General features: G+C 72.2%; 10 protein-coding genes. 2 read left to right on the top strand and 8 right to left on the bottom strand.

The genetic code is table 11. The features are described from left to right. Positions 1 to 12 precede the first annotated feature (12 nt). The 7 genes from SMA5143A_RS18155 to iolC all read right to left on the bottom strand — a co-directional run bounded on the left by SMA5143A_RS18155 (position 13) and on the right by iolC (position 9,922). Positions 13 to 924: an ABC transporter permease gene (locus SMA5143A_RS18155; RefSeq protein ID WP_181361914.1), complete on the bottom strand. Its 912-nt coding sequence runs from the start codon at positions 922 to 924 to the stop codon at positions 13 to 15. Then, positions 921 to 3,581 (bottom strand): alpha/beta fold hydrolase, encoded by a 2,661-nt coding sequence (locus SMA5143A_RS18150; protein WP_107463964.1) that lies wholly within the window; start codon positions 3,579 to 3,581, stop codon positions 921 to 923. Before SMA5143A_RS18150 ends, SMA5143A_RS18155 begins: the two co-directional genes overlap by 4 nt. Positions 3,582 to 3,829: 248 nt before the next feature. After that, entirely contained in the window at positions 3,830 to 5,332 is a 1,503-nt protein-coding gene (mmsA, locus tag SMA5143A_RS18145) for a CoA-acylating methylmalonate-semialdehyde dehydrogenase (protein ID WP_107463963.1), read from the bottom strand. 16 nt (positions 5,333 to 5,348) lie between these two features. After that, a complete protein-coding gene (gene iolD / locus SMA5143A_RS18140; protein ID WP_181361913.1) occupies positions 5,349 to 7,238 on the bottom strand; it encodes a 3D-(3,5/4)-trihydroxycyclohexane-1,2-dione acylhydrolase (decyclizing) in 1,890 nt (629 codons plus the stop codon). After that, on the bottom strand, positions 7,235 to 8,083 hold the full coding sequence (gene iolB / locus SMA5143A_RS18135; RefSeq protein WP_107463962.1) for a 5-deoxy-glucuronate isomerase: 849 nt from the start codon (positions 8,081 to 8,083) through the stop codon (positions 7,235 to 7,237). The genes iolD and iolB overlap by 4 nt, the downstream gene beginning before the upstream one ends. Positions 8,084 to 8,090: 7 nt before the next feature. Then, positions 8,091 to 8,975, bottom strand: coding sequence for a Cgl0159 family (beta/alpha)8-fold protein (locus SMA5143A_RS18130; RefSeq protein ID WP_107463961.1), 885 nt, complete (start codon positions 8,973 to 8,975; stop codon positions 8,091 to 8,093). Next, on the bottom strand, positions 8,972 to 9,922 hold the full coding sequence (gene iolC / locus SMA5143A_RS18125; RefSeq protein WP_107463960.1) for a 5-dehydro-2-deoxygluconokinase: 951 nt from the start codon (positions 9,920 to 9,922) through the stop codon (positions 8,972 to 8,974). The genes SMA5143A_RS18130 and iolC overlap by 4 nt, the downstream gene beginning before the upstream one ends. Before the next feature lie 124 nt (positions 9,923 to 10,046). On the opposite strand from iolC, the gene SMA5143A_RS18120 reads away from it, so the two are divergent. Both SMA5143A_RS18120 and SMA5143A_RS18115 read left to right on the top strand, forming a co-directional pair. Beyond that, the gene (locus SMA5143A_RS18120) at positions 10,047 to 10,964 is read left to right on the top strand and encodes a sugar phosphate isomerase/epimerase family protein (RefSeq protein WP_055521807.1); all 918 of its coding nucleotides are present in this window, start codon (positions 10,047 to 10,049) and stop codon (positions 10,962 to 10,964) included. A 300-nt stretch (positions 10,965 to 11,264) separates the two neighbouring features. After that, on the top strand, positions 11,265 to 11,855 hold the full coding sequence (locus SMA5143A_RS18115; RefSeq protein ID WP_107463959.1) for a GNAT family N-acetyltransferase: 591 nt from the start codon (positions 11,265 to 11,267) through the stop codon (positions 11,853 to 11,855). A 20-nt stretch (positions 11,856 to 11,875) separates the two neighbouring features. On the opposite strand, the gene SMA5143A_RS18110 is transcribed toward SMA5143A_RS18115, so the two are convergent. Beyond that, entirely contained in the window at positions 11,876 to 12,928 is a 1,053-nt protein-coding gene (locus SMA5143A_RS18110; protein ID WP_107463958.1) for a zinc-dependent alcohol dehydrogenase family protein, read from the bottom strand. Positions 12,929 to 12,963: the final 35 nt, after the last annotated feature.

Genomic DNA, 12,963 nt, shown 5'->3' with positions numbered 1-12,963 from the left:
TCCTCCGTTGACCTAGGAGACCACGTCCTTGCGGCCGAAACCGCGGAAGGCCAGGGCGAACAGCACCAGCGCGTACGTTATGGAGACCGAGACGCCCTGGATCATGTCGGTGTACTCGGGCTGCGGGCGGACGACGTCCAGCCAGGCGTACTGCCAGTGCGCGGGCAGGAAGTGGCGCCAGTCGCCGAGGGCGGTGACCGAGTCGAGGACATTGCCGACGATGGTGAGGCCGACGGCGCCGCCGACCGCGCCGAGCGGCGCGTCGGTCCGGGTGGAGAGCCAGAACGCCATGCCGGCGGTGACCAGTTGGGACACGAAGATGTACCCGACGGTGATCACCAGGGCCTGCGCGGCGGCCGAGGAGGACAGTTCGCCGCCCGTGGGGAGTTCCAGCGGGCCCCAGCCGTAGGCGACCGTGCCGATGGCGAGGGCGACGACCGGGAGCAGCACCAGCGCCGCGAGGCTGAGGGTGAGGCCCACGACGAGCTTGGACCACAGCAGCCGGGCACGGGGCACGGGCGCGGCGAGGAGGTAGCGCAGGGAGGACCAGCTGGCCTCCGAGGCGACGGTGTCGCCGCAGAACAGCGCGACCGGGATGACCAGCAGGAACCCGGCCGCGGCGAAGAGGTTCACCGCGGCGAAGTTCGCGCCGGACGCCGTCGCCGTGTCCATCAGGTTGACCCGGTTGTTGCCCTCGCCGGGCGTACCGCCGACCTGGAACGCGATCACCAGGATGATCGGCAGGGCGAACAGGATGCCGCCCATGACCATGGTGCGGCGGCGCTTCAGCTGCCGGACCAGTTCCACCCCGAGGGGCAGGGTGCGGCCCGCGCGGTAGCCGTCGGCCACCTCGACGGGGGTCGGGCGTCCGGGGTCGGTGCGCCCGGGTTCTGCGTGCTCGGCACGCTCGGTCAGCGTGCTCATGCGGACTCTCCGATCAGGGTGAGGAAGGCGTCTTCGAGGCGGCGGTGGGGGCCGACCGCGGCGACGGGGACCTCCAGCCGGACCAGCTCGGCGATCAGACGCTGGGCGCTGCCGTCCGCGTCGAGGCGGACGACCAGACCCTCGTCGGTGCGTACGGCCGAGTCGATGCCCGGCAGTGCGGCGATCTTGTCGACGACGGGTTCCTCCACGGGGGTGGAGGTGCCGATCAGCAGGGTGTCGCCGGAGCCGACGATCTCGCCGACCGGGCCCGCCTGGACGAGCTGTCCGTGGTCCATGACCACCAGGTGGGTGCAGGTCTGCTCCACCTCGGCCAGCAGATGGCTGGAGACGATGACGGTACGGCCGGCGGCCGCGTAGCGGATCATCACCTCGCGCATCTCGCGGATCTGCGGCGGGTCGAGTCCGTTCGTCGGTTCGTCGAGGATCAGCAGGTCGGGCAGGCCGAGCATGGCCTGGGCGATGGCCAGGCGCTGGCGCATGCCCTGGGAGTAGGTGCGCACCGCGCGGGCGAGGGCGTCGCCGAGGCCGGCGATCTCCAGCGCCTCCTCCAGGTGGGCGTCCTCGGCGGGGCGGCCGGTGGCCCGCCAGTACAGCTCCAGGTTCTCCCGGCCGGACAGGTGCGGGAGGAAGCCGGCGCCCTCGACGAAGGCGCCGACGCGGGACAGTACGGGCGCGCCCGGCACGATCGCGTGGCCGAAGACGCGGATCTCGCCGCCGTCCGGCTGGATCAGACCCATCAGCATGCGCAGGGTGGTGGTCTTGCCGGCGCCGTTCGGGCCGAGGAGGCCGAGCACCTGGCCCTTCTCGACGCGGAAGGACAGGTCGCGGACGCTGTAGCGGTCGCCGTTCCTGTACTTCTTGCTGAGGTCGGTGATCTGGAGCGGGACCTCGGCGAGCGCCGGGTCGGGGGCGGGCGTCGTGATGCGGCGGCGACCGGTGACGAGCAGGACGGCAGCGACGGCCGCGCCGCCGATCGGCAGGTACCAGACCCAGGCGGGCAGGATGTCCGAGCGGTCGGCCCCGCCGAGCGGGATCGGCACCTCCAGGTCGCCCTTCAGGGAGACGGTGTACGTCGCCGGGGCGGCCGGGGAGGCGTAGCCGAGGTCGGTGGAGGCGAGGACCAGACGCAGGCTGTGGCCGTCGTCGAGTTCGTGGTCGATGGCCGGGAGGGTGAGCTTCACGTCCTTGCCGGCCTTGGCACCCTCGACCCGGACGGGCTGGACGAGCTGGGAGGGCAGCACCTGGGAGGCGCCGCCGGGGCCGACGTCGTACACCTTGGCGAAGAGGACGGCGTCGTCGCTGGTGGACTTCACATGGACGGTCGCCGTGGGTGAGCCGGTGATCTGGACGTCGTCCGTGACGGGCTTGGACTGGAACGCGGCGAACTGGCCGGGGAAGTCGAGCGACAGGCTCACGCCGAGCGAGGACAGCTGGGAGAGGCCGCCGGCGGCGCCGCCGATGCCGGGCAGGGCCGAGAGGGCGGGCGGGCTGGCGCCGGCCGGGTTCTCGAAACTCTGCTCGCGGCCGGTGAGGGCGAAGGACCGGCGGTCGCTCTCCAGGCCCGGGTAGGCGTCGTCGGTGGTGCCGCTCAGGCGGGGCTCGCCGTCGCCGGAGCCGGTGCCGAGGGTGCGGGTGACGCGGAACGCGGAGCCGGTGTCGGCGCTCTTGTCGCCCTTCAGATAGCGGTCGAACCAGGCCTCGACGCGGGACTGGACCCGGCTGGTCTCCATGTCGCCGCCGTCGTGGCCGCCGGAGATCCAGTCGACGTCGACGGGCGCGCCGTTCGCCTTGATCGCCTTGGCGGCGGCGTCGGCCTGACCGAGGGGGAAGAGGGAGTCGGTCTGCCCCTGGAGGAGCAGCGTGGGCACCTTGATGCGGTCGCCGACGGCTTCGGGGCTGCGCGCTTCGAGGAGCTTGACGGCCTCGGCGTCCGGCTCACCGGACTCGGCGACCCGGTCGTACATCGCGCACAGGTCGGCCTCGAACTTGGCGCAGCCGCCGCCGGTGTTGAAGAACAGGCCGGCCCAGAGCTTCTTGAACACGCCGTTCGGGAACAGGGCGTCCGCGAGGTTCCAGTACGTGATGGCCGGGGCGATGGCGTCGACCCGGTCGTCGTACCCGGCGGCCAGCAGGGAGATCGCCCCGCCGTAGGAGGCGCCGGCGGCGCCCACGCGCGGGTCGCCCTTCTTGTCCAGCTGGACCTCGGGGCGCTTGGCGAGCCAGTCGATGAGCCGGGAGACGTCGGCGACCTCGGCCTTCGGGTCGTTGAGCCCGATCTTTCCGGTCGAGTGGCCGAAGCCACGCGCCGACCAGGTCAGCACCGCGTAGCCGTCGCGGGCGAGGTCCTCGGCCTGGCGTCGTACGTCGTTCTTGCTGCCGCCGAAGCCGTGCCCGAGCAGGACGGCCGGGCGGCGGCCGGTGGCGCCGGAGGTGAAGTACGAGGTGTCGATGCGGACGCCCTCGCCCATGGCCATGGCCTGGTCCGTGCGCTTCACCGGCGCCGCTTCGTCCGAGGCGGTGGCCGTCCAGGTACCGGCGCCGGCGAGCACCACCACGGCGGCCGCGGCGGCGACGGTGCGACGCGGCCTCCGCCGGAGCGCTCCGCGCAGGCGCGGGCCGGTCAGTCGAAGATCCATGCGTCAACGGTACGGGGGTGTGGTGGTGGGTCTCGGCCCCCTCAGGGGGGAGGAGTGGGGTATCCCACGGTCGTACGGGGGGAATTCGGCATACAGCGGGTGCGGTATGCGGGGTGGGGGGGCGGGCCTGACAGCAACCTGATAAGTCGGGGCAGATCGGGTGGTCGGGCGTGCGCGGGTCCGGTGGGGCTTCTCGCGCGGCTCCCCGCGGCCCTGGTGGGCGCGGGGAGCCGTGGTGACGCTGGTGCTCAGTGGTTGCGGGGGAAGCCCAGGTCGACGCCGGTGGGTCCGTCGGCCGGGTCGGGCCAGCGGGTCGTGACGACCTTGCCCCGGGTGTAGAAGTGGGTGCCGTCGTTGCCGTAGATGTGGTGGTCGCCGAAGAGGGAGTCCTTCCAGCCGCCGAAGGAGTGGTAGCCGACGGGGACCGGGATCGGGACGTTCACGCCGACCATGCCGGCCTCGACCTCCAGCTGGAAGCGGCGGGCGGCGCCGCCGTCCCGCGTGAAGATCGCGGTGCCGTTGCCGAACGGCGAGGCGTTGATGAGGGCCATGCCCTCCTCGTAGGTGTCCACGCGGAGCACGCACAGGACGGGGCCGAAGATCTCGTCCTGGTACGCCTTGGCCGACGTGGGGACCTTGTCGAGGAGCGAGATGCCGATCCAGTGGCCGTCCTCGTGCCCGTCGACCGTGAAGCCCGTGCCGTCGAGGACGACCTCGCAGCCCTCGGCCGCCGCGCCCGTCACGTACGAGGCCACCTTGTCGCGGTGGACCGCCGTGATCAGCGGGCCCATCTCGGAGGTCGGGTCGTTGCCGGGGCCGATCTTGATCTTCTCGGCGCGCTCGCGGATCTTGTCCACCAGCTCGTCGCCGATCGCGCCGACCGCGACCACGGCCGAGATCGCCATGCAGCGCTCACCCGCGGAGCCGTAGGCCGCCGAGACCGCCGCGTCGGCCGCCGCGTCCAGGTCGGCGTCCGGGAGGACCAGCATGTGGTTCTTGGCGCCGCCGAGGGCCTGGACGCGCTTGCCGTTCGCGGAGGCCGTGGTGTGGATGTAGCGGGCGATCGGGGTGGAGCCGACGAAGGAGACCGCCTTGACGTCCGGGTGCTCCAGGAGGCGGTCGACGGCCACCTTGTCGCCGTGGACGACGTTGAAGACACCGTCGGGCAGGCCGGCCTCGGCCAGCAGCTCGGCGATCTTGACGGACGCCGAGGGGTCCTTCTCGGAGGGCTTCAGCACGAAGGTGTTGCCGCAGGCGATGGCGAGCGGGAACATCCACATCGGGACCATCGCCGGGAAGTTGAACGGCGTGATGCCCGCGACGACACCCAGCGGCTGGCGGATCGAGGAGACGTCCACGCGGCTCGCGACCTGCGTCGACAGCTCGCCCTTCAGCTGCACGGTGATCCCGCACGCCAGGTCGACGATCTCCAGGCCGCGCGCGACCTCACCGAGCGCGTCCGAGTGGACCTTGCCGTGCTCGGCGGTGATCAGCTCCGCGATCGCGTCCCGGTTGGCGTCCAGCAGCGCCCGGAACTTGAACAGGATCGAGGTGCGCTGGGCCAGCGAGGACTGGCCCCAGGTGACGAAGGCCTCCTTGGCGGTGCGTACCGCCGCGTCGACCTCGTCGACGGTCGCGAAGGCGACCTTGGTGGTGACGGCGCCGGTCGCCGGGTCCGTGACCGGACCGAACGTACCCGACGCGCCTTCGACGGTCTTACCGCCGATCCAGTGGTTGACGATCTTCGTCATGCCGAAAGACTCCTTCTTACAGATGGCGGCGTCGGGTGGAGACGTGCCGGTCGTACTCCTCACGTGCCTTGACCGCCGACACTCGGGTCGCGGTCTCGGCCACAGGTACATCCCACCAGGCCTGCGCCGGAGGCGGGCCCGACACTGTGTCTGCGGTTTCGGTCTCCACGTAGACACAAGTGGGAGTGTCGGCGGCCCGCGCCTCGGCGAGGGCCGCGCGCAGGTCGCGGATGGTCTTGGCGCGCAGCACGCGCATGCCGAGGCTGGCCGCGTTGGCGGCGAGATCCACGGGCAGCGGGGCGCCCGTGAACGTGCCGTCGTCCGGGTTCCGGTGCCGGTAGGCGGTGCCGAACCGCTCCCCGCCCACCGACTCCGACAGGCCGCCGATCGAGGCGTACCCGTGGTTCTGCACCAGCAGCATCTTGATCGGCACGTTCTCCTGGACGGCCGTCACGATCTCCGTCGGCATCATCAGATACGTGCCGTCGCCGACCAGCGCCCACACCGGGCGCCCGGGAGCGGCCATGCGGACACCTATCGCGGCCGGGATCTCGTAGCCCATGCAGGAGTAGCCGTACTCCAGGTGGTACTGGTCCCGCGACCGTGTACGCCACAGTTTGTGCAGGTCACCGGGGAGGGATCCGGCCGCGTTGATGAGGATGTCGGACTCGTCGACGATCTCGTCGAGGAGACCGAGGACCTGGGCCTGGGTGGGCCGGGTGTCCGGCTCCTCCGCCTCGTAGCAGGCGTCGACGCGGTGCTCCCAGCGCTGCTTGTCCTCGCCGTACTCGGCGACGTACGCGTCCGCGACCCGGTGGCCGTGCAGTTCCAGCGCCTCGGCCAGTTCCTCCAGGCCGGCCCGCGCGTCCGCGATCAGCGGCAGCCCGGAGAGTTTGTGGCCGTCGTAGGGCGCGATGTTGAGGTTGAGGAAGCGGACGCCGTCGGCGGCGAAGAGGGTGCCGGAGGCGGTGGTGAAGTCCGTGTACCGGGTGCCCACACCGATCACCAGGTCGGCGGTGCGGGCGAGTTCGTTGGCCGTCGCGGTGCCGGTGTGGCCGATGGCGCCGACGTCCTGCGGGTGGTCGTAGCGCAGGGAGCCCTTGCCGGCCTGGGTGGAGGCGACGGGGATGCCGGTGGCGTCGGCGAGTTCGGCGAGCGCCTCCTCGGCGCGGGCGTGGTGGACACCGCCGCCGGCGACGATCAGCGGTCGGCGGGCCTCGCGGACCACCCGTACCGCGTCGGCGAGTTCGGCCGCGTCCGGGGCGGGCCGGCGTACGTGCCAGGTCCGCTCGGCGAAGAACTCCTCCGGCCAGTCGTACGCCTCCGCCTGCACGTCCTGCGGCAGCGCGAGGGTCACGGCGCCCGTGTCGACGGGGTCCGTGAGGACCCGCATCGCCTGGAGGGCGGCCGGGATCAGCGCCTCGGGGCGGGTGACCCGGTCGAAGTACCGCGACACCGGGCGCAGCGTGTCGTTGACGCTGATGTCGCCCGCGTACGGCACTTCGAGCTGCTGGAGGACCGGGTCCGCGGGCCGGGTCGCGAAGATGTCGCCCGGCAGGAGCAGCACCGGCAGGTGGTTGATGGTGGCGAGGGCGGCGCCGGTGACGAGGTTGGTGGCGCCGGGGCCGATCGACGTCGTCACCGCGTGCGTGGACAGGCGGCCCGACTGGCGGGCGTAGCCGACGGCCGCGTGCACCATGGCCTGTTCGTTGCGGCCCTGGTGGTAGGGCATGGTGTCGGCGTACTCGACGAGCGCCTGGCCGAGGCCCGCGACGTTGCCGTGGCCGAAGATGCCCCAGGTGGCGCCGATCAGCCGCTGCCGCTGCCCGTCGCGCTCGGTGTACTGGGCGGCGAGGAACCGCACCAGCGCCTGCGCCACGGTGAGCCGCGTGGTCCCGGTGGTCATCGGTATCCCTCCGTGTGATCCGGGTGGAAGCAGATCCGCCACTGCCGCTCGGTGCCCGGACCGGCCATCACGTTCAGGTAGTACATGCTGTGGCCGGGCTGCGCGATGGACGGGCCGTGCCAGCCGTCGGGGACGAGGACGGCGTCACCCGAGCGGACCTCGGCGAGGACGTCGGAGCCGCCCTCCCGGGAGGGGAACACCCGCTGGTAGCCGAAGCCGTTCGGGCCGTCGATCTCGAAGTAGTAGATCTCCTCCAGCTCGGTCTCCTCCCCCGGCCGGTTCTCGTCATGCTTGTGCGGCGGGTACGAGGACCAGTTGCCGCCCGGCGTGATGACCTCGACGGTGATGAGCTTGTCGCACGCGAAGGCGTCGGCGGAGGCGAAGTTGCGCACCTGGCGGGCGCAGTTGCCGCTGCCGCGGTCTTCGACGGGGACCTCCGGCGCGGGGCCGTAGCGGGCGGGGAGTCGTCGCTCGCACCTCGCTCCTGCCAAAGCGAAGCGGCCTCCCGCGCCGGAGGCGATCTGTACCCGGGCGTCGCGGGGCGCGTAGACGAAGTCGGAGACTCCGGCGAACACGTCCTCGCGGCCCAGGATGTCGAACTCTGCGGTGCCGCCACCGTCCGCTGCGCCCGGATCCTCCGATACGCGAACCGTACAGGCGCCGCCCAGGGACAGCACGATCCATTCGCTGTCCCCGGTGGTGAAGGTGTGCTCGCCGCCCGGCTCCAACTCCACGACGCGCAGGCTGCTGTGGGTCCAGCCGGCCTGCTCGGGGCCGATGTCGAGGGCGTACCCCCCGTGGGCGGTCGTCCCCTTCGGGACGTACAGCTCGGTCTTGTGTGTCATGCGGCCCTCACAGCAGTCCTACGGCGGTGTCCACGGCGGCGGTCACGTCGTCGTCCGCCGGGTAGAGCAACGAGCGGCCGACCACCAGGCCCTGGACGGTGGGCAGTTGCAGGGCGCCCCGCCACTTCTCGTACGCGCCCTCCTGGTCCTCTCCGACGTCGCCGCCGAGGAGGACGGCGGGCAGGGTCGAGGTCTCCATGACGCGGGCCATGTCGTCGGGGTTCTCGGTGACGGGCACCTTCAGCCAGGTGTACGCCGAGGTGCCGCCGAGTCCGGCGGCTATGGCGATCGACTTGGTGACCGCGTCGGCGCAGAGGTCGTTCCTGACCTTGCCGGTGACGGGGTCGCGACGGCTGATGAACGGCTCGACGAAGACCGGGAGCCGCCGCTCGGCCATGGCGTCCACGGCGTGCGCGGTGGACTCCAGGGTGTCGAGGGAGCCCGGGTCGTCGTAGTCGACGCGCAGCAGCAGCTTGCCGGCGTCGAAGCGGAGCCGCTCGATGTCCTCGGGGCGGTGGCCGGTGAAACGGTCGTCCAGTTCGAAGGAGGCGCCCGCGAGTCCACCGCGGTTCATCGAGCCCATGACGATCTTGCCGTCGAGGGCACCGAGGAGGAGCAGGTCGTCGAGGATGTCGGCGGTCGCGAGCACCCCGTCGACGCCGGGCCGGCCGAGGGCCAGGCACAGCCGTTCGAGGAGGTCGGCGCGGTTCGCCATGGCGAGCTTGCGGTCGCCGACGGAGAGCGCGCCGCGGGCCGGGTGGTCGGCGGCGACGATCATCAGCCGCCCGGAGTCGCCGATCAGGGGGCGGCGGACGCGGCGGGCGGCGGCCTCGGCGATCGCCTCGGGGTGGTGGACCCGGGTGCGGACCAGGGCGGAGACGTCGACGCTCACCGTACTTCCCCCGCCGTGACCGCGGCCTCGATCTCCTCGGCGGTGGGCATCGCCGAGGAGCACTCCAGGCGGGAGGCGACGATGGCTCCGGCGGCGTTGGCGTGCCGCATGGTCCGCTCCAGGTCCCAGCCTTCGAGCAGGCCGTGGCAGAGGGAACCGCCGAAGGCGTCTCCGGCGCCCAGTCCGTTGAGGACGTTCACCGGCAGCGGCGGCACCTCGGCCGTCGTGCCGTCGCGGTGCACCGCCAGCACACCCTTGGGGCCCTGCTTCACGACCGCGAGTTCCACCCCGGCGGCCAGCAGGGCCTCGGCGGCGGCGTGCGGCTCGCGGACGCCGGTGGCGACCTCGACCTCGTCCAGGTTCCCGACGGCGACGGTGGTGTGCCGCAGGGCCTCCTCGTAGAACGGGCGGGCCGCGGCCGGCTCGCTCCAGAACATGGGCCGCCAGTCGAGGTCGAAGACCGTCGTGCCGGCCTTGGCCCGGTGGGCGAGGGCCGCGAGCGTCGCCGTACGGCTGGGCTCCTCGCTCAGACCGGTGCCGGTGACCCAGAAGACGCGGGCCTCACGAATGGCCTCCAGGTCCAGTTCGTGGGCGTCGATCTCCAGGTCCGGCGCCTTGGGGCGGCGGTAGAAGTACAGCGGGAAGTCGTCCGGCGGGAAAACCTCGCAGAACGTGACCGGGGTGGCGAGGCCGGGGACCGGTGTCACCCAGCGGTCGTCGACGCCGAAGTCCCGCAGCGCCTGGTGGAGGTACTCCCCGAACGGGTCCTCGCCCGTGCGGGTGATGACGGCGGTGTCCCGGCCGAGCCGGGCGGCGGCCACCGCGACGTTCGTCGCCGATCCGCCGAGGAACTTCCCGAAGGACGTCACCTGCGGCAGCGGGACCCCCGTCTGCAGCGGATAGAGGTCCACACCGATCCGCCCCATGGTGATCAGGTCGTACGCCATCGAGTTCCCTTCGCGCTCCGGTTCCGTCAAGGTCTAGCTCCGCGAGAGCGGCCCTGTCAATATTTTGTCCAGACATTCGGACTACCTATTGACACCCTTGGGTTCCGGCCCGAAGCTGGCCGCCATGACGTCGTTGTCACCTGAGTCCTCACTCTCGCGCATCCGGATCGGCTCGGCGCCCGACTCCTGGGGTGTGTGGTTCCCCGACGACCCCCAGCAGGTCCCCTGGCAGCGCTTCCTCGACGAGGTGGCCGCCGCCGGCTACGAGTGGATCGAGCTGGGCCCCTACGGCTATCTGCCGAAGGACCCCGCCGTTCTCGCCGAGGAGACGGCCAAACGTGGCCTGAAGGTGTCGGCCGGCACGGTCTTCACCGGGCTGCACCACGGCCCCGACGTCTGGGAGAAGACCTGGGCGCACGTCGCCGACAACGCGGTCCTCGCCCAGGCCATGGGCGCCCGGCACCTCGTCGTCATCCCCTCCTTCTGGCGGGACGACAAGACGGGCCAGGTGCTGGAGCCCAGCGAGCTGACCGTCGAGCAGTGGCGGCACCTCACCCAGCTCACCGAGCGGCTCGGGCGGGAGGTGCGGGAGAGGTACGGCCTCCAGATCGTCGTCCACCCGCACGCCGACACCCACATCGACAGCGAGGAGAACGTCGTCCGCTTCCTGGACGGCACCGACTCCTCGGTGGTGTCCCTGTGCCTCGACACCGGGCACTACGCGTACTGCGGCGGCGACAGCGTCAAGCTGATCGAGACGTACGGCGAGCGCATCGGCTATCTGCACCTCAAGCAGGTCGACCCCGAGATCCTGGCGGACGTCCGGGCCAAGGGGACGCCGTTCGGGCCGGCCGTGGCGCAGGGCGTGATGTGCGAGCCGCCGAAGGGCGTGCCCGAGCTGGGGCCGGTGCTGGCGGCCGCGCAGAAGCTGGACGTGGATCTGTTCGCGATCGTCGAGCAGGACATGTACCCGTGCGAGCCGGACGCTCCGCTGCCGATCGCCCAGCGGACGCGGGCGTTCCTGCGGAGCTGCGGGGCGTAGGCGCGCCGCTGGATGAGCCGGGTGCCGTGCGGCGCCGGGGGACTGCGCGTTCGTCGCGGGCCGCGAGTGCGTCGCGGTTGGTCGCGCGGTTCCCCGCGCCCCTTGGGGGGTGGGCGGTGGCTTTGAGGGTGACCCACGTCACGAGGCTTGTGTCACATGTGGTGCGCAGCGGCCGGCCGGGACGACCGAGCAACCGGGGGTGCGGGGCGGCCGACTGACGACCCGCACCGACGTTCCGCACTGACGACGACCGCGCTTAATCGTTTGCCCCGGCCTCCTCGCCCTGCCGAGGATTCCGGGATGAGCTTCTCCGAGAAACCCGTACTCACCGGTGAGCGGGCCGTCCTGCGGCCCTTCACCGTGGACGACACCCCCGTGATGGCCCGCGTCCTGGCCGACCCGGACATCATCCGGCTCACCGGGAGCCAGGACGGGGCGTACGACATGGAGAGGCTGCGCACCTGGTACGGCAACCGCAGCGAGCAGACCGACCGGCTCGATCTCGGCATCGTGGACCGGGCCAGCGGGGAGCTGGTGGGCGAGGCCGTGCTCAACGACTGGGACGAGCCCAACCGTGCCTGTTGCTTCCGGATCCTGATCGGCCCCGCCGGGCGGAACCGGGGGCTCGGCACGGAGGCCGTGCGCCTGACGGTCGGCCACGCCTTCGAGCGGCTCGGCATGCACCGCGTCTCGCTGTACGTCTTCACACACAACCCCCGGGCCCGGCGCGCCTACGAGAAGGTGGGGTTCGTGGCCGAGGGCGTGGAGCGGCAGACCCTGTGGCAGGACGGGAAGTGGATCGACGCCGTACGGATGTCGATCCTCGCCCCCGAGTGGGCGGCGCACCGCGGACGCCCGGAGACCGGCCCGCCCGACCTCACGCACACGTGACCATCAGGGCCGGCTGACCGTCATGGCCGGTCCCTCCACGGTTCGATGACCGTCACGCCGCTGCCCGGTGCCGTGCCCAGCGCGGCGAGGGCCTCCGGGACGGCGTCCAGGGGGATCGTCGACGTCACCAGGAGGTCGGGGCGCAGGACGCCCGAGCGGACCAGTTCCAGCATGGGCGGGTAGGCGTGGGCCGCCATGCCGTGGCTGCCGAGGAGTTCCAGTTCCAGGGCGATCGCGCGGGCCATGGGGACGGGGGTCGTGCCGGTCGGCGACGGCAGCAGGCCCACCTGGACGTGGCGGCCCCGGCGGCGGAGGCTGCCGACCGACGCCGCGCAGGTGACCGGGGAGCCCAGCGCGTCCAGCGACAGATGGGCGCCGCCGCCGGTGAGGTCCCGTACCGCCTCGGCCGTGTCCTGGACCGCCGAGGCGTCCACACAGGCCGCAGCGCCGAACGTCCGCGCCAGCTCCAGGGCCCGGGGCGAGACGTCGACGGCGACGACCCGGGCGCCGGAGGCCGCCGCGATCATCACCGCCGACAGGCCCACTCCCCCGCAGCCGTGCACGGCCACCCACTCGCCGGCCGCGACCCTGCCCTGCGCCACCACCGCCCGGAACGCCGTGGCGAACCGGCAACCCAGGGAGGCCGCCGTGCCGTACGACAGCCCCTCCGGCAGCGCCACCAGGTTCACGTCGGCGTGGTCCAGGGCCACGTACTGGGCGAACGAGCCCCAGTGAGTGAACCCCGGCTGGGTCTGCCGCTCGCACACCTGCTGGTCCCCGGCCGCGCAGGCGGCGCAGCCGCCGCAGGCGCACACGAACGGGACGGTGACCCGGTCGCCCGGCTGCCAGCGGGTCACCCCGGCGCCGGTCTCCTCCACCACCCCGGCGAGCTCATGGCCGGGGACGTGCGGCGGGGTGATGTCGGGGTCGTGGCCCATCCAGGCGTGCCAGTCGCTGCGGCACAGGCCCGTGGCCTCGACGCGGACGACCACGCCGTGGACCGCCGCAGTCGGGTCCGGCACGTCCCGTACCTCGGCCGGCTCACCGAACCGCTCGAACACCACCGCGCGCATACGCCCTCGCCCTCGCCCTCACCGCCCGACAGGTC

This window comes from Streptomyces sp. MA5143a (assembly GCF_900290235.1).
Taxonomy (GTDB): domain Bacteria; phylum Actinomycetota; class Actinomycetes; order Streptomycetales; family Streptomycetaceae; genus Streptomyces.
Note: the sequence above shows the minus strand (reverse complement) of the source record. Positions and strands in the feature narration are given on the sequence as shown.